16 protein-coding genes are annotated in these 23165 nt (G+C 55.5%); 14 read left to right on the top strand and 2 right to left on the bottom strand.

Features of this window, described 5'->3' with window-relative positions; genetic code table 11:
• Positions 1-41 precede the first annotated feature (41 nt).
• The 8 genes from H9S92_RS08745 (at position 42) to H9S92_RS08710 (ending at position 11855) form a co-directional block, all read left to right on the top strand.
• The gene (locus H9S92_RS08745; protein ID WP_187466336.1) at positions 42-200 is read left to right on the top strand and encodes a hypothetical protein; all 159 of its coding nucleotides are present in this window, start codon (positions 42-44) and stop codon (positions 198-200) included.
• A gap of 337 nt (positions 201-537) precedes the next feature.
• Positions 538-2442 carry a T9SS type A sorting domain-containing protein gene (locus H9S92_RS08740; protein WP_187466335.1) on the top strand — a complete coding sequence of 635 codons (1905 nt, stop codon included), beginning with the start codon at positions 538-540 and terminating at the stop codon, positions 2440-2442.
• Between the two features lie 51 nt (positions 2443-2493).
• Positions 2494-4359, top strand: coding sequence for a glycoside hydrolase family 2 protein (locus H9S92_RS08735; protein WP_187466334.1), 1866 nt, complete (start codon positions 2494-2496; stop codon positions 4357-4359).
• Between the two features lie 85 nt (positions 4360-4444).
• Entirely contained in the window at positions 4445-5575 is a 1131-nt protein-coding gene (locus tag H9S92_RS08730) for a glycoside hydrolase family 43 protein (RefSeq protein ID WP_187466333.1), read from the top strand.
• A 33-nt stretch (positions 5576-5608) separates the two neighbouring features.
• Positions 5609-7222, top strand: a complete 1614-nt coding sequence (locus H9S92_RS08725) for a sulfatase (RefSeq protein WP_187466332.1) — start codon at positions 5609-5611, stop codon at positions 7220-7222.
• A 62-nt stretch (positions 7223-7284) separates the two neighbouring features.
• Entirely contained in the window at positions 7285-9048 is a 1764-nt protein-coding gene (locus H9S92_RS08720) for a DUF5060 domain-containing protein (protein ID WP_246463752.1), read from the top strand.
• 71 nt (positions 9049-9119) lie between these two features.
• Positions 9120-9944, top strand: coding sequence for a 3-keto-disaccharide hydrolase (locus H9S92_RS08715; RefSeq protein WP_187466330.1), 825 nt, complete (start codon positions 9120-9122; stop codon positions 9942-9944).
• Between the two features lie 480 nt (positions 9945-10424).
• Positions 10425-11855 (top strand): T9SS type A sorting domain-containing protein, encoded by a 1431-nt coding sequence (locus H9S92_RS08710; RefSeq protein ID WP_187466329.1) that lies wholly within the window; start codon positions 10425-10427, stop codon positions 11853-11855.
• Positions 11856-12009: 154 nt separating this feature from the next.
• Here the strand turns inward: H9S92_RS08710 and H9S92_RS08705 are convergent, their stop codons facing one another.
• Positions 12010-14322, bottom strand: a complete 2313-nt coding sequence (locus tag H9S92_RS08705) for a tetratricopeptide repeat protein (protein WP_187466328.1) — start codon at positions 14320-14322, stop codon at positions 12010-12012.
• A gap of 161 nt (positions 14323-14483) precedes the next feature.
• Positions 14484-15038: a hypothetical protein gene (locus H9S92_RS08700; RefSeq protein WP_187466327.1), complete on the bottom strand. Its 555-nt coding sequence runs from the start codon at positions 15036-15038 to the stop codon at positions 14484-14486.
• 260 nt (positions 15039-15298) lie between these two features.
• Between H9S92_RS08700 and H9S92_RS08695 the strand changes: the two genes are divergently transcribed.
• From H9S92_RS08695 to H9S92_RS08675, 6 genes are all read left to right on the top strand, one after another.
• Positions 15299-17293, top strand: coding sequence for a glycoside hydrolase family 127 protein (locus H9S92_RS08695; protein WP_187466326.1), 1995 nt, complete (start codon positions 15299-15301; stop codon positions 17291-17293).
• 33 nt (positions 17294-17326) lie between these two features.
• Complete coding sequence (locus tag H9S92_RS08690; protein ID WP_187466325.1) at positions 17327-19327, top strand: alpha-L-arabinofuranosidase C-terminal domain-containing protein; 2001 nt, start codon at positions 17327-17329, stop codon at positions 19325-19327.
• Between the two features lie 6 nt (positions 19328-19333).
• Positions 19334-19489: a hypothetical protein gene (locus H9S92_RS22000; RefSeq protein WP_222936033.1), complete on the top strand. Its 156-nt coding sequence runs from the start codon at positions 19334-19336 to the stop codon at positions 19487-19489.
• 2 nt (positions 19490-19491) lie between these two features.
• Positions 19492-20190: an L-ribulose-5-phosphate 4-epimerase gene (locus tag H9S92_RS08685; RefSeq protein WP_187466324.1), complete on the top strand. Its 699-nt coding sequence runs from the start codon at positions 19492-19494 to the stop codon at positions 20188-20190.
• A 5-nt stretch (positions 20191-20195) separates the two neighbouring features.
• On the top strand, positions 20196-21230 hold the full coding sequence (locus H9S92_RS08680) for a glycerophosphodiester phosphodiesterase family protein (RefSeq protein WP_222936032.1): 1035 nt from the start codon (positions 20196-20198) through the stop codon (positions 21228-21230).
• A gap of 123 nt (positions 21231-21353) precedes the next feature.
• Positions 21354-22994 carry an IS1182 family transposase gene (locus tag H9S92_RS08675; RefSeq protein ID WP_187464761.1) on the top strand — a complete coding sequence of 547 codons (1641 nt, stop codon included), beginning with the start codon at positions 21354-21356 and terminating at the stop codon, positions 22992-22994.
• Positions 22995-23165: the final 171 nt, after the last annotated feature.

The raw sequence follows: 23165 nt of genomic DNA, 5'->3' as shown, positions 1-23165 counted from the left end.
GGAAGTCGTGGAACTCTGGGTAACAACATAACGGTGGCTTCATGGATAAACACGTTCCCGAAGACCAGGCCAAGGCCAGCGCCGGAAAAGTTAGCTGGGCCGCCATTTCGAGCGGGCGGACACCATTTTCTCATTTCTTTAACACCGCTAACTTCGCCCATTGCCAGCGAGCCAGCAACGAAAAACCTCCTTTGGCATAAAATCGCCAAAGGAATACCGATAAAGGAAAAAAGCCACTGCCCAGCTTCCTTCACCGGAGGAGCTTCCCATAGGACTCATGCCCACGAAAACCCAATGATTCAAAGGGTGCAACGCCGGGAAGCCTGCTGATCACGGGTACCCAGGCACAATACTCGCCCTCCGCAACAAGAACAGTAAGCCTTCCCCGACCTGCCGAAGCCACAATCGTTTTTACACGGGTCTAAAACAAATTCGCTAAAATCCTGAACGCATTTCACGGCACCATCGCCCAGTATAGTAATAGATTGTGAGGCGATTTTAGTGTTGCACATTTATCAGCCGATCTATAAGCAAATCATGCAAAAATCCATTATTGGTCTTCTCTGTCTTTTCCTTCTGGTGGCCCCTGTGGAGGGGCAATCCCTGCTAACCTATGACTGGCCGACCGCCGAGGGAGAGGCACTGCTATCGGATAAATACGCCATCACCGTAAGTCAGGGTGGAGCAACCCTGGTCTCCCAGGTCATCATGTCAGAGTCCAAGGACATTGAGATCCCCAATTTTGCCGAGGAATTCAAAGGTGGCCGGACCATGAACTGGACGATGTTTGCCGCCAACTTCAGCCAGCCCGTCACCGTCTCGGTTACCAAGTTGTTCGGTAGCGGCGCACCGGAGGTGGAAGTTGTTCCTTCTCCTTTTGGCATTGTGCCTACGCTGAGCACCGATGGCCGTACGGCTACCTTTACCCTGGAAGCGGCGGACTACGTGGCGGTCAACTTCAAATCCAGCGACAACCGCCATACCTCCGACGGGGTCGTGAAGCACATGCTGATGGTCTTCGCCGAGCCACCCGAAGCCAACGCTCCTAACCCCGGCGACCCCGGCGTTGTGGTGTACTCCGACGACAGCGACCCCGCCGTCTTGAACCAAGCCCAGACCCTGTACTTCCCGCCCGGCTACCACGACACCCGTACCTCCTACCCCAACGGCGGGAACCTGGCCTCTTTTGCCAACCGGGACAACAAAAACATCTACTTCGCCCCCGGTGCCTACGTCCACGGCCGAATGTATATGCAGCAAGGGCAAGTCCGCAACTTACGCATCTTCGGCCGGGGGGTATTGACCGGGCGGGATTACAAGTGGTCAAAAAACCTGGGCAACAACGGCGGCGTCCTCGGAGTCGATTCTTTTGACCCCATCGAAGCCCACGTCGGCATCAACGGCAGCAACAATACCGCAGAGGGCATCATCGTCTGCGACGGAGCCTTCCACGGCGTCAATATGGGCAACGGCAACGCCCGCTACGAACGCGTAAAAACCTGGGCCTGGCACCCCAACAACGACGGCTTCCGCCCCTGGGGTGAAAACAACCGGGTCAACCATTGCTTTTTGCACGTCTGCGACGACGTCTTTTACAACAAAGGGCTGCTGGTAACGGAAACCGTCATCTGGCAGGGCTTCAACGGGGCGATCATCACGTACGGCTGGGACGGAGCGTACAACACAGAAAACTCCGTATTGCGCAACAACTACATCATTTACCCCCAGTGGCGCGGCCGTGGAAACAACAACGGCTTAGTTGCCTCTCAGCTCGATTACGACATGCGGGGAACCAACATCATCATTTCCGGCCTCCACGTAGACGGTAATGTACCCGCCATCATGAACCTGCACACCAACAGTGGGAAGGCCGATAACAATGACTTTCAACTTCCGCCCGGGGGAAGCCTGGGCTTCATCGATGGACTGATCCTCCGGGACGTCACCATTACGGGCGAGCAGGTGAGTTTCAGTGGCAATGGTTTTAACCAAACCCCGTTCGCTTCCCAGAGCGACCTGCGGGGAGCGGTGCTGACCAACGGACAAATCTTCCGCGTGCAAAACGTCACTTTCTGCAACGTAAGCGTAGCGGGGGAAACCATTGACGAAGACAACGTGGATGAATTCGTTGACCGGGACCCCGCCACCGCCGACGCCATCCGCTTTTGTGCCACCAACCCCACCACCTCTGTTCCCCTCCAGTACGCTGGTTTTCAGGTTTCGCCAACGCCAACCTGGGGTACCGTCCATTACTCCGGTTTGCCGGGGGGAGAACGGCTGACGCTGACTTTGTTTTCGGCCACGGGGCAGCGCATTGGCAACCCGGTCTTCGACGCGCCCAGTAGCGGCACCTTCGACCTGGGCCACCTTCCGGCGGGCGTTTATTTCCTCCGCCTGAGCGGGCAGTCCGGGAGCCTTACCCGGCGGGTGTTGCGCCTTTAAGCCGCATTCCCTTTGCGAATCCTCCTATCTACCAACTCGCGCTTTCTCGACATGCACTACCTCCCATTGCTCTTTTGTTTGCTCCTTTGCACCTGCGTCCGCGCCCAAACCGGAACGCCCGCAATGCCCCGCCCGGAGCATCCCAAGCCCCAGTTTGAACGGGCCAAATGGCTCAATTTGAACGGCGCCTGGGATTTCCGGATCGACTACAGCAATACGGGCGAGGAACGAAATTTCGTCGGGGACGCCGCAGCCTACGATCGCCGCATTACGGTCCCCTTCCCGCCCGAGAGCCGGCTTTCCGGGGTAGAGCATCTGGACTTTATGGACGCCGTTTGGTACCGCCGGCAGTTTTCTGTACCAGCTGGCTGGCGGCAAGACCGCGTTATCCTCCATTTCGGGGCCGTGGACTACCTGGCCAAAGTTTGGGTTAATGGCCAGCATATCGGCAACCATTACGGCGGTAGTGCATCGTTTGAATTGGACGTAACGGACCAGCTCCGGGATGGGGTCAACGACCTGGTCGTGAAAGCGGAAGACGATGTTCGCAGCCGCGTTCAGCCCGCTGGCAAGCAAAGCCTGAATTTCGGCAACACGGGGTGCTGCAAATACACCCGCACGACGGGCATCTGGCAGACCGTCTGGCTGGAGGCACGACCTGCGTCTTACCTGGAAAGCGCCCGCGTTGTCCCAGACCTGGATAACGAGCGCTTTACCGTGCGCCCGGTCTTCCGGCAACTCCCCGCTGGTTTTCGTTTTCAGACCACCGTCTTCGACGCCGCCGGCCGGGAAGTGCTGCGGCAAACGGACCAGGCAAACAGCCACCTCGTCCAGCAACTGCCCCTCGTGCAGCCCCGTACCTGGTCTCCTGCAGATCCCTACCTCTACGACCTGCGCTTTGCCTTGCTTGACCCCAGCGGCCGGGTCGTCGACGAAGTAAAAAGTTACGCAGGCATGCGCAAAATCCACCAGGTGGGGAATAGGATCTTCCTCAATAACGAACCCATCTTTTTGCGCTTTGTACTGGACCAAGGCTATTATCCCGATGGCGTCTGGACCGCCCCGAGCGACGCCGCCCTGAAAAAAGACATCGAACTGGCCCTTTCGGTGGGCTTCAACGGTGCCCGCCTGCACGAAAAAGTCTTTGAGGAGCGCTTCCACTACTGGGCCGATAAACTGGGCTACCTCACCTGGGCGGAGTTTCCTGACTGGGGCATCGACCGCAGTTACAACGCCCCCGAAGCCCTGCTGAATGTGCAACGGGAATGGCGAGAAACCATCCAACGCGATTGGAACCACCCCAGCATCATCGCCTGGACCCCGCTCAACGAAGTGCACAGTCCTAAGCAAGGTCTGGAAAATTATGACCGCGCCGTGCGGGAAATCTATGACCTCACCCGGGCCTTAGACCCAACGCGGCCCATCAATACCACCAGTGGTTTCCTGCACATCAAGACCGACATTTGGACCGTCCACGACTACTCCCAGAACGCCAAGACCTTCCGGGAAAACTACGCACAGCTGCCCGACTCGGCCTACTACGTCAATTGGGACTGGTACAACCAAGGGGATACGCTGGCGGGCTACCAGACCAAATATGACGGTACCCTACCCTACGTGATGGACGAGTACGGCGGCACCTTCTGGCTCCCGGAATACGCATCTTCCGCCATCCGGGGTGGTGGGCGTGCGAAGTGGGGCTACGGTAAAACCGCCAGTGCCGTAGAAGACAAGATTGCCGAACTGACCAAAGTGCTGACCGACCACCCCTTGATTGCGGGCTTTACCTACACCCAGCTGACGGATGTTCACCAAGAGGTCAACGGCATTTTCACCTTCGACCGAAAGCCAAAATTCAATCCCCAACGCTTACGGGCCATCTTTGGTGCGCCCGCTGCGTACGAAGGCCCGCGATGAATACGCCTTCCATAACCACTTCCTTTTCTGCCCCCTTTTCGCTATGATTGATCCAGACTTCCTTCGCACACCGCCGTTAATTGCCTTGCTTCTCCTGCTATTTGCAGGCTGTGCTTCTTCCCCTGCGGAGCGCAGTGCAACGCAAACAAGTAACAGCTTTACCTACCAAAACCCCATTCGGCAGGGGATCAACCCCCAGGGACTACGGGATTGCCAGGTCTTCTGGGACGGTGGATACTGGTACCTAACCGGTACCTCCTACCCCCATTGGAGCCGGCAGGAAAGTGGCCCGGAAAGCTACAATAAAGGCGTGGTGCTGTACCGTTCTACGGACTTACTCACCTGGGAAGACCGGGGCTACGTGGTCAAAGCGGGAGGGGCAGACAAGTGGTACCACCGGCGCTTCTGGGCTCCGGAGATTCACAGGATTGGTGGTAAATACTACGCCCTGTTCAACGCACGCAACGACAGCCTGGGCTACGCGAGTCAGTTTACGGGCTACGCAGTGGCGGACCAGGTCGAAGGACCCTACACGGTAGTGACCGAAGACCAGCCGCTGACCAACGGCAACGACCTCACCTTTTTTGAAGACGACGACGGAAAAGTCTGGGCTTTCTGGAACCGGGGACGGGAGTTTGGCATCGGCTTTGCCGAAATTGACCTGGCTACCGCTACCTTAAAAACGGAACCGACCACGGCAATTCAACCTGCAGCGGTAGACTTTGCCTACGACGCAAGTGGCCAGCCGGTGCTGGAGCCCAATTACGACGGCACCAGCATGAAACCCAAGGTGGCCAAGTACCACGATTGGGACGCTATCGGGATCGAGGGAGCTTACGTAATCAAGGAGAAGGATACTTACTACCTTTTCTATTCCAGCTGGACGCGGGGCTACGAAATCGGCTACGCCAGTGCCCCCGCAATCACCGGCCCCTGGACGAAGGCGGAGAACAATCCCTTTTACGGAGCGCAAAGTGAAGCCGCGACGGCTAAGAACGGCTTTGCGTACACGGGCGACGCGGATTCTCCCTTCAACCAGGTGGGCCACAACGAAATCTTCCTTGGCCCCGACGGTCGTTACTGGCTTTCCTGCCACGGCATTCTGAAAGCGGAGGGAGAAGAAGCCCCGCTATTGGTCATAGACCCGCTCACCATCCAGGACGGCAAGGTCACGGCGCAAGGCCCTACCTATACCCCGCAAACCGTCAAGTGGTAGTCACTACTCCATCACTTATAATTCTAGTTTCTTATGCTCAGTCATTCTTCCGTCGGTTTTATCGTTCTTCTGGCGATCGTGTTGAGTGCTCCGCTGTTGCCGGCACAGGAGCCTGCACCGCCCAACTTCCTTTTCATTGCGGTGGACGACCTTAATGCCTACAATTCCGTCCTCGGCGACCACCCCAATAATTTCCTGCGCATGGTCTACAAAGACCCCGCAGTACGCCAAAAGGTCGTGGAACGACTGACGCCCAACCTCAAGCGTTTTGCTGGCCGGGCCCTGACCTTCCGCAACGCCTATACGCCCTATCCCTTGTGCGGACCGTCGCGTACGGCACTGCTGACGGGGGTACCGCCTCACGTATCCGGCTATTACGACCACCGCAAGCATTTTCGGCACTCCGCATCGTTGGCCCAGACGACGACCCTACCCGAGTACCTCAAGGAGCAGGGGTACTACACGGCTGGCCTGGGCAAAATCTTCCACAAGGGGCACAGCCACCTGGACCGGGAGGTTTTTTCCGACTGGCCCGACCGCCTGTTCTCCTGGAGTGACTGGGTAGAAGTTCACGCGGGGACCGGAGCGACCAAAGCCGCCAACGTACGCGAGAAGCAAAAGATCTCCAAGTTCTGGGAACCCCAGGGCCGCTCCGAATTTCACTACTCCCGTTTTGGGGTCACGGAGTTGCCCCGGGAATTATCGAATGATTACGTCAATGCCGACTTTACCGGCAAATTGCTGATCGAGGGCAAGGCCTCCATCGTCGATATGCACGGCAAAAAACGGACTTTACAATTGCCAGCGGAGCAGCCCTTCTTCCTCGCCTGCGGCTTTTTTGCGCCCCATCTGCCCTGGGTGGCCAACCAGAAATACTTCGATCTTTTCCCCGAAAGTGAGATGGATATTGACCGGGAATTACTCGAATGGGTGCTCGAAGACCTCAAGGACCTCCCCAACTGGAGTAGGAACCGCACTGGCCCTGACAATATTTTCCGCGAAATGCTCGCCTACGGCATCGAGCAGGTGGGGCCCGACGGCGACCTGGCTGCGTGGCGGGAATTTTTTCGCTCCTACCTGGCTACCATCGCCTATTCCGACGAAAACATCGGGCATTTGCTCGACTTGGCGGCGCAAAGTCCCCGAGCCAACAATACCATCATCATCCTCTGGAGTGACCATGGCTACCACATCGGCGATAAAGCGCGCGAAGGCAAGATCACCCTCTGGGACGCGGCCAACCACTGCAACCTGATGATCTTCGACCCAAGCCGCAAAGGAGCCTCCTCTGGCCAAGCTACGGAGATCTTAGCCAGCCTCCAGGACCTCTACCCCACCGTCGTTTCCCTGGCTGGATTGCCCCGCCCCGACCACGTTCACGGCGATGATCTCACTCCCCTCCTCGAAAATCCTGCTCTACAGTGGGAGCGCCCTATACTCAACACTTTCTTAGAAGGTAACCACGCCGTACGGACCGACCGCTACCGCTACATCCGCTACCGCGACGGTGGCGAGGAACTCTACGACTTGCAAGAAGACCCCCTGGAAGAAAGCAACCTGGCGGGCCAAGCAAAAGTAACGGAATTACAGGCCACTCTGGCCCGGCAGCTCGATGAATTACTCACCCGCAAATCTTCCCGTAAGTAATGCTCCCTCTCCTTTGCCGAATGCTTCCTTTGTTTGTTCTCTGCACTTGGGCTACAGCGGCCTTGTCCGCCCAGGTCCAGATCGAGGGTGAACGCAAAAAATGGCACGTCATCACCCTGGAGCAGACCGGCCCTAAAACGTCGGAAAACCACCAGCATAATCCCTTTTTGCACTACCGGATGGACGTCACCTTCCGCCACGACTCCGTAACCTACGTAGTCCCTGGATATTTTGCCGCCGACGGCGATGCGGCCAATACCGGTGCCAGTGCCGGAGACCGCTGGAGGGTGCATTTTGTGCCCGACCGCATTGGCCGTTGGACCTACGAGGTCAGCTTTCGCCGGGGCAACAACGTAGCGGTAGCCGACCACCCGCGGGCCGGCGACCCAATGCCCCCTTTCGACGGGAAGCGGGGGAGTTTTGAGGTCGCGGCCAACGACAAAGCCCCTGATCACTTCCGCTCCCGGGGGCGCCTCCTCTTTCACGGGCGTAAATACCCCGTCTGGGCCGAAACCGGGGAGTACTTCTACAAAGTCGGTACGGACGCACCGGAAAACTTGCTGTCCTACGCCGACTTTGACGGAACCTTTCACGACGATGGCCATAAAGACCAATTGGTAAAAAGCTGGGCTCCGCACCTCCCCGACTGGCGGCCCGGGGACCCCACCTGGAAAGACGGCAAGGGGAAAGCCTTGATCGGAGCGATCAATTACCTCGCCGAAAAGGGGCTCAATGTATTCAGCTTTCTGACCCTCAACATCGCTGGCGACGACCGCAACGTGTTCCCCTACCTGAGGTACGATGACTACGAGCGCATGGACGTGAGTAAGCTCGCCCAGTGGGAAATCATCTTCCAGCACGGCGAAAGCAGGGGGATGTTTTTGCACTTCAAGACCGCTGAGATGGAAAATCAGGGCCTGCTGGATGGCGGAGACCTGGGGCCACAGCGTAAACTCTACTACCGTGAGTTGATTGCCCGCTTCGGCCACCACCTGGCGCTGAACTGGAACATGGGGGAAGAAAACGGCCGCTGGGTTGAGAACCACCCCACCCCGTGGCAGACCACTACCCAGCGACTGGCCATGGCCCGCTTTTTTTACGAAAACGACCCCTACCGCCACCACGTCGTCATTCACAACGGACAGGAGTTTTACGATCTGCTGGGCCCCGAGAGCAAATACAGCGGCTTATCCTTGCAGACCCACCACGCGGATTTTCGCCTCGTGTATCCCAACATCCGCAGCTGGCACCAATTAGCCGCCGAGGAAAAGGTCGGCTGGGCCATCGCCATCGACGAACCCGGCGATGCCCAGCACAGCCTCGTCCCCGATGCTGACGTGAACGGTAAGCACGCCAATGCCCACAATCTGGCCCGCCAGAATGCGCTGTGGGGCAACTTGCTGGCCGGTGGCTGGGGAGCGGAATGGTACTTCGGCTACCAGCACGATCACTCCGACCTCACGTGCGAGGACTTTCGCAGCCGCGACAAATTCTGGGACCAGTGCCGATACCAACTTGCGTTTCTGGCGGACAACCGCCCGCCGCTGCCCGCCATGCTGCCCAATAATGAATTGACCAGCAGCGAGCAGGATTGGGTACTGGCCCAGCCGGGCAAGGCTTACCTCATCCTCCTGAAAATGGGCGAAAAACCCGCCAATACCCTAAAGGTGCCAGCGGGCCGCTACGCCGTTTCCCTCTTCAACCCACGCACGGGGCAGTATGCGATTCGGGCGCGGACGCAGGATGCAGTGAACGGTGCAATAGCCGTGCCCGTCCCACCCGCAGAAGTAGAAATGGACTGGGTAGTTTGGGTAGTACGGCAGTGAATTGGTCTTACCCCGCTCTTTTATCTCCTCCTTTGCACCTGCGTCCGCGCCCAATTTCAAGCACTTTATCCATGCAAAAGCTACTCCTCTTATTTGCACTTCCGCTGCTCCTTTTCAGCTGTAACAAGAACAGCGCAAAGCTGTCCACCACCTCCGAAAGCGGTTTCGTCGACCTATTTAATGGAAAAGATCTGGACAACTGGAACCTGAAAATCCGCAACGGAGACGCCGCAGAAGCCAAGCGCATTTTCGCCGTCAGCGACGGTATGGTGCACGTATTCAAGGACCACCCCGACAGCCTGAACCTGACCCAAAACAAGGGCGCGCTGCACGGGCTGATGTATACCAAAAAAGCCTACGATCGCTACATTTTTCGCTTCGAATATAAATGGGGCAAAAAGATTTTCAATAATTTCGACCAATTCCAGTACGACGCTGGCTGTTATTACCACGTTTACGACGATAAAATCTGGCCCTTCGGCATCGAATACCAGGTCCGGTATAACCACTTGACCGAAGAAAACCATACCGGAGATTACTGGGCTTCCAATACCTTGTTTCAATGGACGAAGGGTGCTGACGATAAATTTGCTCTGCCCCAAAACGGCGGCCAGCCCACCGCCAAGCGCCAGGGCGAACACCGCGCCGCCAACGCCAAATACCACGCTTTGGATGGCGGTTGGAACACCTGCGAAGTGATTGTGATGGACAGCACCTATTCCATCCACAAACTCAATGGCCAACTGGTCAATTACGCCACCGAGCTCAGCCTCGGCAAAGGCATCATCGGCTTACAATGTGAGACGGCGGAGATCTATTACCGCAATATTCAAATCAAGGAGTTTAAGGAATTTGTGCCGGCTTCGGCTTTTGTTCCAGGATTGTCGAAAAGGTAAAAAGAGGCATTTATAAAATATACTTCGGGTACTGCGTTAGGCAAATAACTCTGGATTTCCGTATTACCAATCCGCAAGAAACAACCCCCGTCAATTTCGTCCCAGTCTATAGCGAAATCGTTCCAAACTTAAACCTGCTGGTTGCACCGGCTCCATTACCCCATATATTGGAGCGATTCCCCGCAGCACACTGGGGGGGGTAGAGCCCCATACCTGTAATACCACCGCAGGACATTAAAGCAGTAGGCTTTGGACATACTCCTCACGGCCTTGGCTACGTGCTCGCCCAGTAAGGGGATAACGATCGAATACCTCAGCAATTCCGGCTACACTTTCGGTGAGCCCAAAAAACAAACCAATACTTTTTTTTACAGTAGGAAATGAGCTAATCAAAATTTTGCAACTCCTTATTATGCGCTGCGTCATAAACATCTGACTTAAGGCAAGACCTGCTCCCGTACCTACGCAAAATCATACATCATGCAATTGTTATCTATCTTCCAGCGCGCAGTATTGCTCAGCGCTATTGTTCTCTTTGCCCTCGGGCAAGCCACTGCCGCATCCGGTAAGTGCTCCAGCGACTCCAACTTCAAATACACCTACAGCAATGGTGTAGCGACTTTCTACCAGAGTGTGGACATTGGCACAAAGTTTCTAGTACCTAGTTGCTGGAAAAAAATTCAACTCCAGAAGGACGTAACGATCACGGGTTCGTTCCTGATCCCCAATTCGAATACCCATTCCGAGTTCATCGTCGCTGGCCATTCGACCACGACCCAGTGGTCAAAGAACGAATGGGCTAAAATCACTACCGAGATTAAGGGGAAAGGTGGCGTATGTTATGCCCAGCGCGAAGATTATGCGACTGATGCAGCCTTCCAGAACGCCCTAAAAGAATGTCGCAGAGAGTCCGCCATCCGCTACGAAGGCACAGGCACCCTGAAGGTGAACCGAATCAAGTCCAGAAATCCCCGTAAATTCCATATCTGGGCGGCCAAAAAGGTGATCGTTGATTATTGCGACCTGATCAGTACTGGGTTGACTACTGATGGAGTACACGGACAAACCAACAGCAAATCTGAGGTACGCAATAGTCGCATTGCCGTCGACGACGATGCGCTCTACGTCCAGGAAGTTTCCTTGGTAAAGAACTGCACTATTTACCACCGCAAAAATGGTTCCCCCTTTCAGGTGGGTTGGGGATCTGACTTCCCTAACGGACAGTTCTGTAAAATTGTGGACACCAAAGTGATTGCGGACTATAACGGCACCGATTACAATTCTGGGGTCGTCAGTTGGCAGCGGAAGGATGCCTGCGAGTTCCGCAAGATGAAGCTGGAATTTGTCAATTTTGCTTATCAGGTTCCTGCTGGTAAAACGAAAATTCCAAACTTTTTTCAGTTCGGCGGCAATTACAACAATTGTAACGTGGGGAACATCAGCCGGGTACAAAACGCTACAATTGAAGTCGTGGGGCTCAACATAGCTAACAAATGCAGCGAAAAAGCTTGGGTTTTCAATCTGAACAGTAACAGCAGTAACAAACCCGTCGTAAGGCTGACCAACTGCAACTCAAATCTAGGCCTTTCATACGTTTCCAACAATGCCTGCTTGAACGGACAGGTTAATTCTTGTGGTAGTTCCCGTCCAAGCTGGGAGGAAGAACGGGAGGTAACAACTGCCGCCGACCTGGAAAGTACGCCCCTCAGCATTTACCCCAATCCCGGCAATGGGCACCTCAACATAGCGGGAGGAAAGGATATCCCCCTCCGCATCGAAGTATATAACCTCACCGGTCAGCGGGTTTTAATGGCTGCCAATACCCGCGCCGTAGACCTGACGAACCTGGCTTCCGGCGTGTACATTATCCGCATTGACGAGCAAGCTCCCCTGCGCTACCTCAAACAATAACGGGCGAAAACCCTGAAAAGACGCAGCGGTTTACCCCTACGGCGAAGCGAGACAGGATCTTGCTTCGCCGTAGGGTTTACAATTTCCTTCGCCCGAGGCTCCACCTTGCTATCCCGGACCCCCAACCGCTTGCTGCAATGGCTTCGGGAAGCAGTTACTGATTCAACCCCACCTGCGCTGCCAACGCCAAGGCTTCCTTAGCGAAAAGGTGATCGGGGTCGGCGTTGCGGTAAGTATCGAGGGCCTTTTGGAGGGGTTCGCGCGCCGCTTCGGTTTCCCCTTTGGCCACCAGGGTCTTGGCCAGTTCCAGGAAGTACAGTGGGTGGGTATAGCCCTTGTCCGTTTTGGTCCGGATCAGCTCGATGGCCCGATCGTAGCGGCCCGCGCGGCGATTAACCATGGCGTAGGTGCTCGTTTCGGCCACGTCTACTTTGGCGGCTAGTTCTTTGTCTATGCGGTCGGCAGCGGCAGCGTATTCCTTATCTGCTACCAGCAGGAAAATTTCCCGACTTTTGGCGTAGGCCGGGCCGGTGGCCGCCAAGAGGGCTTCGCAGGAACGCAGCTTTTCGATGGCTTCGGGGATTTCCTGACCGAGGGCCAGCATCTGAATAGGCAGATAACAGGCGAGAAGCTCGGCCCGCTCCGCATCGTATTCCGCCACTTGTTCAATGTACGCTTTAGCCTTGGCCCACTGCTCGGTTTGGGTAACGATGACGGTACGGAAAGAGGCATTTTGGAGGACCAGCACACTACGCGGGGTGATTGCGGCAATGCGCTGTTCATACCCGGTAAGTTCCTCCAGGGCCCGGGTGGTTTCTCCGCGGTTGGCGAAGGCCTGGATCAGGACGGTCCAGGCAGTGACACTGTCGGTCAGCGTAGTCGCTTGCTGGAGGACCTTTCGGGCGAGGTCCTCCGCACCGAAGAAATTGCCGGAGGAAAGCTCCAACTGCAGGAGCTGGTTTTGCAATTCAATGTTTAGTGGATCGACGGCGATCATCTCCTGGAGGATGCCTCTGGCCTTGGTGATGTCTCCGGCGCTGCGGTATACTTCCGCAAATCGGCGCTGGGTAATTTCCGGGTCAGGGAATTCCTGTTCGAGGTCTTTGACGGTGTTTTCGGCGTCCGTATAGCGCTCAGCCTTCAGGTACAGTTTGTAGAGACTGTTGAGGGCTTTTTCCCGATCGGAAACGGCGGCCGCCTGCTCCATCAAATGAATGGTGGAATCCAGCCCGTAGGTGAAAGTATAATAACTTTCCAACACCTGGTAGGGGTAGTATTCGTAGGGGTAAGTCCGCCGGTACGACTCCATCAATTTGGCCAGGCTTTCGTACTCCCCTGAGACGTTGAGGAGCATCATTTTGTAGCCGTACTGTTCGCGTTCCGGCAACACTTCGGCCAGGCGCGTGGCTTTGCGGAGCATGACCAGGGAGCTGTCCTTTTTGCCCATGCCATAAAATTTATCCCCCATCTCGTAGGCACAGATGGCGCAGTTGGGGTCCAGGCGCAGCGAGGTGCGGTAATGGCCCATCGCCACTTCAAGCTGGTTGGGCTGCAGGTCAAAGGCAATGACGCCTTTGGTGTAGGCTTCGAGGGCCTCGGGTTGGTCCGTCAGTAAGGACGCGGCGGGCAGCTGGGTGCTTATTCCGTCCAACTCCCGCAACAGGGGCAGGAAGTCGTTGATCTGGGCGGCGATGTTCTCGACCGCTTCGTAGATGCTGCCTGCGTTGGTGGAAAGGGTCTGCACGGCCTTTCCGTCTTTGGTGCGGTACAGGGCTCCGTTGACTTCGTGGGTGAGCTCGTTCAGCTTGTAGGTGGCCCGTACGAAATAGTCCGTCCTGGCCCGCTGGGCGATTTTCCGCTGGGTAGCGGTGTTGAGGGCATTGTACTTTTTCTCCTCGACGCGGTCGTAGTAGCTGTTGAGGGCTACCGGACTGGTTGTCAGCACCTCCGGACGCTGCCGTAGGTAATCGTTCAGCAGCAGGGCGTAGGCCATTCCCCACCACCCTTCGTCGGTCGCCGGGTTTTCGTTCTCGAATTCAAAGATGGCCACGCGTTGCACAGCGGAACTGCTGGGCACGAGGCGTTCCACCAGGTCACCGGCGACGTTCGCCACCGACACTTTTTCCAGCGCCGGCCCGCCAGCGCTGCCCGGAACGGCAATGACCACGAGGCCGACAATCAGCAGATTGAGGAAGAACACCCCCCGTTTCCAGATTCCCGCGCTCCCCCGGCCACCGGGCGGTAAGCCCCGGTAGTACAGCAACAGACTAACGGCAGGAATCAAGCCGAGCCACAGCAAGAGGTAGCGATCGATCCAGGCGGAGTTAAACTGGTAGCGGTTGATGACAAACTCCACAAATTGCAAAACACCAAATCCTACGGCCAGGTAGGTGCCCAGGAGTTGGGGGACTTTTTGGTCCCAGATTTTTTCAACAAGGGTGGGAGAAGGTGGGGAAGACTCGTGCATAGCACCAAAGGTAAGTTGCCAAAGAGCATCCCACAAGAAAGCAGCTGCGCCCCGCACACCACCCTCCCCCAAAAAAAAAGCGATCCCGTACACCGGGATGGCGAACGGGATCGGGAAAATGGGGAATGACTTTGTTCAGAGGGGATTAATCTGTGAGGGGTTTAGTCCTGGCGGTAGACATCGTCGAATCCACCGAAGCGGTCTTTCTTTTTGCCTTTCTTGCCGCGGGTGGATGACGTGTCGTTCACGCCGCCGCTGGTGGGGTAAGTCCGTACCGTCGTGTTGGCGCCGGGGGAAGTCCCGTAGCTGGTGGCCGGGCGGGTGCTTCCCCAGCCGCTGGCGTTGCCACGGTTCCGGTTGTTGTTATTGTTGTTGGTCGCGGCCCGGTTGTTGCCGCCGGGGGGGCAGTAGTTGGGGTCGGTATTCGTGTTCGTATTGCGGGGCAGCGGCGTGCTCGTGGAGGACGTTTGCCGGCGGGGGTTGGAGTTGGTGCTCGTCGTGCCGGTGTTATTCGGGCGGGTGGCGCTGCGGGTGGTGGAAGGTCCGGTACGTACTGCGGAGGGCTGCCGCGTTTCGCCGCTGCGGGTGCCGGCCGTCGTGGTCGTCGGCGTGGTACTGCCGCGGGGGTTGGTGGGCCGCTGGGCGTTGGCGGGCAATGCCAGCAGGCACAGCGCAAAGAAGAGGAGAAGGGAGAAGAATGATGTTTGCTGTTTCATGGCGGGAACGTTTATGCGTTTATTATGTCCCAAAGTACGCGGTATCAGCAGCAGGTGCGCAAATTTTGCGGAGGCTTTAAGCTAAGTTTGACTTTTGCGAAAATTTGTTAACTTTTCCATTTTTTACCAGAATTGGTGCCTTCCCGGAGGACAACAATTAAGGAGGGCGCGGACGCAGGTGCAGGGAAAGTAAGGCGGAGCCAATAGCAAGGCCAGGCAGCTGCTACGAAAGCCACGGTTAAACGATAAATATTGAGAACATGACCACTTTTATCCATTTTGCGCTTACGGCACGGGGATGCTGTGCAGTAGTTTGCTTCAGCTGCTGTTTGTGGCTTGCTGCCTGTCAGCCCACGGCACCTGCGGCCGCGCCCGAAAACGTTGCGCCTGCTTACGCACTGGCGCCGGTAGACATCCAGAACGTGAAGATGGAGGACAACTTCTGGCTCCCCATCATCCGGCGGGTCCAGGAAAAGACCATTGCGTACGCGCTGCAAAAATGCGAAGAGGAAGGCCGGATGGATAATTTCCTGATTGCCGGTGGCCAGCTGCCCGGGACGGTAAAAGGGGCGATGCCTTTTGACGATACGGACCTCTACAAAATCATCGAGGGCGCTTCCAATTCCCTGATCAGCTCTCCGAATGATGAATTGAGCCATTTGCTCGATACGCTGATCGCGATCATTGCGGTGGGCCAGGAGGAAGACGGGTATTTAACGACCTGGCGGACGATCAATCCCGCTGCGCCCCCGGCAAAGTGGGTGGCCGTAGACCAGGGCGTACGCTGGGAATCGTTGGGCGCGAGCCACGAACTCTACAACGCCGGCCACCTGTACGAGGCTGCGGTGGTTCATCACCTGGCTACCAACAAGCGAAATTTCTTGGACATCGCGCTCAAAAACGCAGATTTGATGGTGGCTACTTTCGGGGAGGGAGCGGGAAAAATCCAGGACGTCCCGGGCCACCAAATTATTGAAACCGGCCTCATTAAGCTCTATCAGCTTACGGGCAAACAAGCCTATTTGGAGTTGGCGCGCTACTTTCTGGACAACCGTGGTAATGCCGACAACCACAAACTGTACGGCCCTTATTCCCAGGATCACCTTCCGGTAACGCAGCAGACGGAAGTAGTCGGTCACGCCGTAAGGGCGGTCTACATGTACGCGGCAATGACCGACGTTGCGGTGTTGATGAACGACGAAGCCTACGCCAGTGCGGTAGACCGTTTGTGGGAAAATATGGTGGGTAAGAAAACCTACCTGACCGGAGGGATTGGGGCCCGCCACGAAGGGGAGTCTTTTGGAGAGAACTACGAGCTGCCCAACCTGACCGCCTACGCGGAGACTTGTGCCGCGATTGGCAGCGTCTACTGGGCGCAGCGCTTGCACCGTAAGACGGGAAAAGTGGAGTATCTGGACGTCATGGAACGCACCTTATACAATGGCTTGATTGCGGGGCTTTCGTTGGACGGCACCAAATTTTTCTATCCCAACGCGCTGGCTTCTGACGGCGTCTACCTATCCAACTTCGGCTCGTGTACGCGGCAAAACTGGTTTGACTGTTCCTGTTGCCCCACCAACCTCATCCGCTTCCTCCCCGCGGTCCCCGGTTTACTGTACGCTACGGGGGAACAAAGCATCTTCACCAATCTGTACGCCGCCAGTACGGCCGAGATTGCGCTGGGAAACACGATGTTTAGTCTTCGGCAACGCACGGATTATCCCTGGGATGGCCAAGTAAGTATTGAGGTAAATCCGGCGGCCCCAAGCTCTGCCACCCTCAAATTCCGGGTGCCTTCGTGGGCCAGGAACGTACCGATGCCGGGGGAATTGTACGCCTACCTGGGGCAAGCCGAACAATCTCCCACCATCTCCCTCAACGGCGAGGTGCTGGACCTTCGGGTAGAAAACGGCTACTTCACGGTAACGCGCAACTGGCAAGCCGGCGACCGTGTGGAGCTGTCCTTTCCCATGCCCGTGCGCAAGGTAGTGGCCGCCGAACAAGTGGAGGAAAACCGGGAACACCTGGCACTGGAACGGGGCCCCCTGGTTTACGCCGTCGAATCGATTGACAATCCTAGCAGTTTCGAAAACATCGAGGTCTCGGTCGATGATGCCTTTGCGGTGGAGGCACAGGACATTCTGGGCGGTATCCAAGTGGTGCGCAACGCGCAACTCACGGCCGTCCCTTACTATGCCTGGTCTAACCGGGGCGTCGGAAAAATGAAAGTATGGCTGAAACGAGCCACACCCTGAGCTAATGACTAATTTGAAATTAAAAAAAAAAGCATGAAATCAATTTTTGCACTTTTGCCGGGCATCCTTTTGCTATTTACAGCGTGTAGCGTAAATAAACTGCAAAGCCAGGCCAGCAGCAATGCGCGGACCTTGACGGTGGATGCGGAAACATCCCGGGCGGCGATCCAGCCAACGATGTACGGCATCTTTTTTGAGGACATCAATTTTGCTGCGGACGGTGGCCTTTACGCGGAGATGGTCAAAAACCGCAGTTTTGAATTTACGCTTCCCAAGACAGGTTGGCTGGAGCCCAACTCCGACCGCTGGTCGATGAACGAAGGATCGGGAATTGGCGCGGTGGTTAAGGAGGACCGCAGTGGGAAAAAAGCCAATTACCTGAAAGTGATCGTCAAAGGGGATAAATACCAGTTGCTCAACGAAGGATTTCGGGGCATGGGGGTAGTTGCTGGCCAGCAGTACGACTTAACCCTACAGGCGGCGGTGCAGGCGGGAAACATCTCCGGAATTACTGCCCAAATTGTGGATGGGGCTGGCAAAGTTGTCGGGCAAGCTACGCTAAGCGTTTCCGGAAGTGCCTGGAAGACATACGAGGCCGTTATTTCCGTAGCAGAGACCGTGGAGAAAGCGCAGTTGAAGCTGACCTTCACCGGCAAGGGGGAGATTGACCTGGACATGATCAGTCTCTTCCCCCAGGACACGTGGAAGGGCCGCAAGAAAGGCATGCGCAAGGACCTCGTGCAACTTTTGGACGACCTTCAGCCGGGCTTCCTCCGCTTCCCCGGAGGCTGTATCGTTGAAGGCCGGACCTTGGACCGGCGCTACCAGTGGAAAAAGACGGTCGGCCCCGTGGAGGACCGGGAGTTCCTGATCAATCGTTGGAATACGGAGTTTGACCACCGCCCAACGCCAGATTACTACCAGAGTTTTGGTTTAGGTTTCTTTGAGTACTTCCAGCTTTCTGAAGACATGGGCGCGGAGCCCCTGCCCATCCTGAGCTGTGGAATGGCCTGCCAATTCAATACCGGGGAACTCGTCCCGATGGATGAACTGGGCCCTTACATTGACGATGCACTCGACTTAATCGAATTCGCCAACGGTGCGGTAAATACCGAATGGGGCAAACTGCGTAGTGATATGGGGCATCCTGAGCCTTTTAACCTAAAGTACATCGGTGTAGGGAATGAGCAGTGGGGTGAAGACTATATCGAGCGCTACAAAGTTTTCGATGCTGCCATCAAAAGCAAGTATCCCGATATCACGGTGGTATCGGGCAGTGGTCCGTTCCCCGACGGAGAAATGTTTGAATACGGCATGGAGGAGCTTACCAAGCTCAACGCAGAGTTGGTAGACGAACATTACTACCGTTCCCCGGAGTGGTTCCGGCAGAATGCTACGCGCTACGATGATTACGACCGCAATGGCCCAAAGATCTTTGCCGGGGAGTACGCCGCGCAGAGTGTAGCCATTGCCAGCCCCGACAATAAAAACAATTGGGAGTGTGCACTTTCGGAAGCGGCTTACATGACCGGAATGGAACGCAATGCCGACATTGTGGTAATGACTTCCTACGCCCCGCTGATGGCCCACGCTGAGGGTTGGCAATGGACGCCGGATATGATTTGGTTCAACAACCTTTCGGCCTACGGTACGGCCAACTACTACGTGCAAAAAATGTACGCCAACCACCCTGGCACTGATTTGCTGAGCATTACCGAAGCAGGAAAGGCTTTAACGGGGCAAAATGACCTTTACGCTTCGGCGGTACGCAACGCAGCGACCAACGAACTGATCATCAAGCTGGTCAACACCGGAGCAAAAGCCCAGGAACTTTCCATCAACATCAAAGGTGCGAAGGCGAATGGAACGGTTAAGACCCTCACTATGGTTTCTGATGCATTGGACGCGGTAAATTCTTTCGAGGAGCCGACGAAAATCAGCCCGGTCGCTGGCCAAGCGGAAGTAAGCAAAGGCATGCTAAACACGAGCCTCCCGGGCTATGCGTTCGTGCTCTACACCGTTAAACTGCAATAATTTCCCATGCAAGAGACGAAAGATTACGTGATCGGACTCGACTACGGCTCCGAACCAAAAAGAGTAAAGCAATTCCACCCCTTGTTGCGGAAGTACGAAGCCATTGGCGCATTTGTCGAGGCACAAACCGTCAAATCAAATCCCTCAACCATAGAACACTAATTATGTCCAACTATCAAGAACTGAAGCAAACGTGCTACGAGGCCAATATGGAACTCCAGGCGTTGAGCCTCGTCATTTATACTTTTGGCAACGTAAGTGCGGTTGACCGTGCACGAGGCACATTTGCCATCAAACCCAGCGGTGTACCTTACGAACAGCTTGCGCCAGAGGATATGGTCATCCTCGATTTCGACAACAATGTGGTCGAAGGTAAACTACGTCCGTCGTCAGACACCCGCACCCACGCGTGGTTGTACAAAAATTGGGAAGAGATTGGCGGCATCGCGCACACCCACGCGACCTACTCGGTGGCTTGGGCTCAAGCACAGCGCGATATTCCCATCCTCGGCACCACCCACGCTGATCACCTTACGGTAGACATCCCCTGCGCCCCGCCCATGGATGAAGCACTCATTGCGGGCAACTACGAACACAATACGGGACGACAAATCACCGATTGTTTTGCCTCGCGGGAACTTGACTACCGGGAAGTGCCGATGGTTTTGCTGGGCAATCACGGCCCTTTCACCTGGGGAGGAAGCGCAGCAAAAGCCGTTTACCATAGCAAAGTATTGGAGGAGGTAGCACGCATGGCACAACTTACCCTCCAGATTAACCCCAACGCTCCCAGACTTAGTGACGCCCTTATTCGCAAGCACTACGAGCGCAAACACGGAAAAAACGCCTATTACGGCCAATAACCAACATGAACGAGCATTCAATTAACGGTAAACAACTCTGGTTCATCACCGGAAGCCAACATCTTTACGGACCCGAGACCCTTCAGCCTTACCTTAGCGCCATGAAGCCTTCCCTCCCCCTGCTCCTGGTCTTCTTACTTTGCACCTGCGCTCCGGCGCCCCAAAAAAACGACTCCATGCCCGAAACCAGCACGGCCATCGACTGGCAAGGCCACCGCGGCTGCCGTGGCCTCCTGCCCGAAAATACCATCCCCGCCTTCCTCCGGGCGCTGAGCTACCCCGCAGTTCAGACGCTGGAGCTCGACGTGGTGATCTCCGCCGACTACCGCGTCATCGTCAGCCACGAACCCTGGATGAGCGCCGAAATCTGTTTGGGGCCCAACGGCGAAAAACTCTCTGCCGCCGAAGAAGACCGCATCAGCCTGCGCAGCCTGACGGCCGAGGAAATTGCGACTTACGACTGCGGACAACTCCCCCACCCTCGCTTCCCGGAGCAGGCCCAGCGCCCCGCCCACAAACCCACCCTGGCCGCCGTTTTCGCCGCCGTTGACCGCTACTGCGTGCAAAACCAACGCCCTTCGCCCCGCTACAACATCGAACTGAAGTACGAAGCGGATTTAGAGCCCCATTTCGTCCCCTCCCGCGATACTTTTGTGGACCTCGTCTTAGCCGATATCGACGCCTGGAACCACCCCGAGTTGGTCACCTTGCAGTGTTTTGATCCGCCCACTTTGGCCATCATTCACGCCAAGCGCCCCGACTTACAACTGGCTTACCTGGATGAATTCCCCGGCGGACTGTCTGAAAAGATGGCTGCCATTGGCTTCACGCCGCCGATTTACAGTCCCTACGAAATCCACGTCGATGCCGCCCTCATGGCCGAAGCCCACGCCCTGGGCATGCGCGTGGTGCCCTGGACGGTCAACGATACCACCCGCATGCGGGAGCTGCTCGAACTGGGCGTAGCGGGCATCATTACTGATTATCCGGACCGGATTAAGGGAGTAAAGGAAAAAGGGAGAAAAGGGCCAAAAAGGTAAATAATAACCAACCTCACTCCTGACCTACCATCCCTGGGGCCGTCTAAAAAGTCTACTAGGGGGGCATTCTGGTACAAAATACGAAAAAGTAGTATTTTGAGGCTGTTCCCATCCCCGTAGCCGATGAGCACAAAAAGAGCAGTTTTCAAGCCTGACCTCCAGAACCAAGGCTTGCTATTCCCTCCACATCTTGCCGACATGGTACCGCCTCATCATAAGGCGCGGCTGATCAGCCAGATTATAGATGGGATGAACATTGATTCGATCCTAAGCACCTATTTAGGAGGTGGCAGTAGCGCGTACTCTCCTCGGATGCTGCTTAAGGTGTTGGTTTATGCCTATTCTGATCGGGTGTACTCATCTCGTTCGATTGAGAAGGCTTGCTATGAGAACGTGTGCTACATGTGGCTAAGTGGGATGTCCACTCCCGATCACAATACGATCAATAACTTTCGCAAGCACCGCATGGGTGGCCGGGTAAAGGAAGTGTTTGCCCACGTTTTGTTGACTTTACATGAACAAGGCTATGTCAAGCTGGATGATTACTTTTTAGATGGCACTATACTGGAGTCAGTAGCTGGCCGGTACACCTTCGTTTGGAAGTCAAACGTTGAGCGTTACAAGAAGTCGGTGCTAGACCAGATAGGGATGATCGTTTCTCAGATTGACGCTTTATGTGAAAAAGCGGATAAAGAGGATGAGCAAGCTGCCGATGGGGATGATCAAGGGGACAAACTCAGCGACAGTGCAGCAGTCCAAGAAACGATTGATCGACTCAACAAAGCCTTAGAAAGTCAGTCCCCCAGCACCAAGGAGGAAGCCAAAGAGGTCAAAAAGGCAAAGACAAAACTGAAAAACCTGGAGAGCAAGTCCTTGCCCAAACTCCAGGAATATGAGCGCCAGCAAGAATTACTGGGAGATCGGTCGTCTTACTCTAAAACGGATCATGGTGCTACGTTCATGAGGCCCAAAGACGACCACTTGGGCAACGGGGAGCTAAAACCCGGCTACAATGCTCAAGTGGGAACGGAAAACCACTTTGTTGTAAACTGGACAATGCACCAGACGCCTTCTGATGCGGCCTGCCTCATTCCTCATCTTGAAGACACCGAATCGATCTTAAGCCAAATCGGATTGAACTTGCCCAAGGCCATTACAGCCGATGCGGGGTATGGCAACGAAGAGGCCTATCGCTATTGTGAGGGCAAGGAGATAGAAGCCTACCTCAAATACCCGGGCTATTACAAGGAAGAGCAAGGAGTACTTAAAGCGCCATTTGCGCCAAGCCAGTTATACTATAACGAAGAGCAAAATGTGCTGATATGCCCCATGGGTCAGCATATGACGTATTGTGGAGAGGGAGAGGAGAAAACAGCAAGTGGGTATATCCGTGAAACAAGTAAGTACAAAGCCGTCAATTGCATAGGCTGCCCCTTGCGCGGGATGTGTCATAAACAAGACGGCAACCGAGTGGTAACCATTAGCCACAAAGGTCAAAGCTATCGCCAGCAAGCCCGAGCTCGTCTGAGCACGAAAGAGGGTAGAGCAAAGTGCCTGCGCCGTAACGCAGAAGTCGAGGGCTTCTTTGGCAACTTGAAGGCCAATCTGGGAAGACGTCGGTTTACACTAAAGGGACTTACGGGGGTTAACATTGAGATGGGCCTCCTTTCGATAGCCACAAATCTTCGTCGATTACATAAATTATCGATTGAGCAAGGGCGTAGTCTGCTTACTCCGGTCGTACAAAGGGCCCAAATGACCTAAAACGGCCCAAAAATCCGTCTAGACGGCATTTTTAACTCCCTGAAGGCCCACCCAGCATGTGGGGAGGCCCAAAAAAGGAACACATATTTTTTCTTAAATGTGTCAGAACGCAACCAGCACAGCCACCGTGGCGCACCCCACAGCTTTGGGGCTGACTTTTTAGACGGCCCC

Origin of the sequence: Neolewinella lacunae (genome assembly GCF_014349155.1) — a bacterium.
Lineage (GTDB): Bacteria > Bacteroidota > Bacteroidia > Chitinophagales > Saprospiraceae > Neolewinella > Neolewinella lacunae.
The sequence above is the reverse complement of the archived record's forward strand: the minus strand, read 5'-3'. Positions and strand labels throughout refer to the sequence as shown.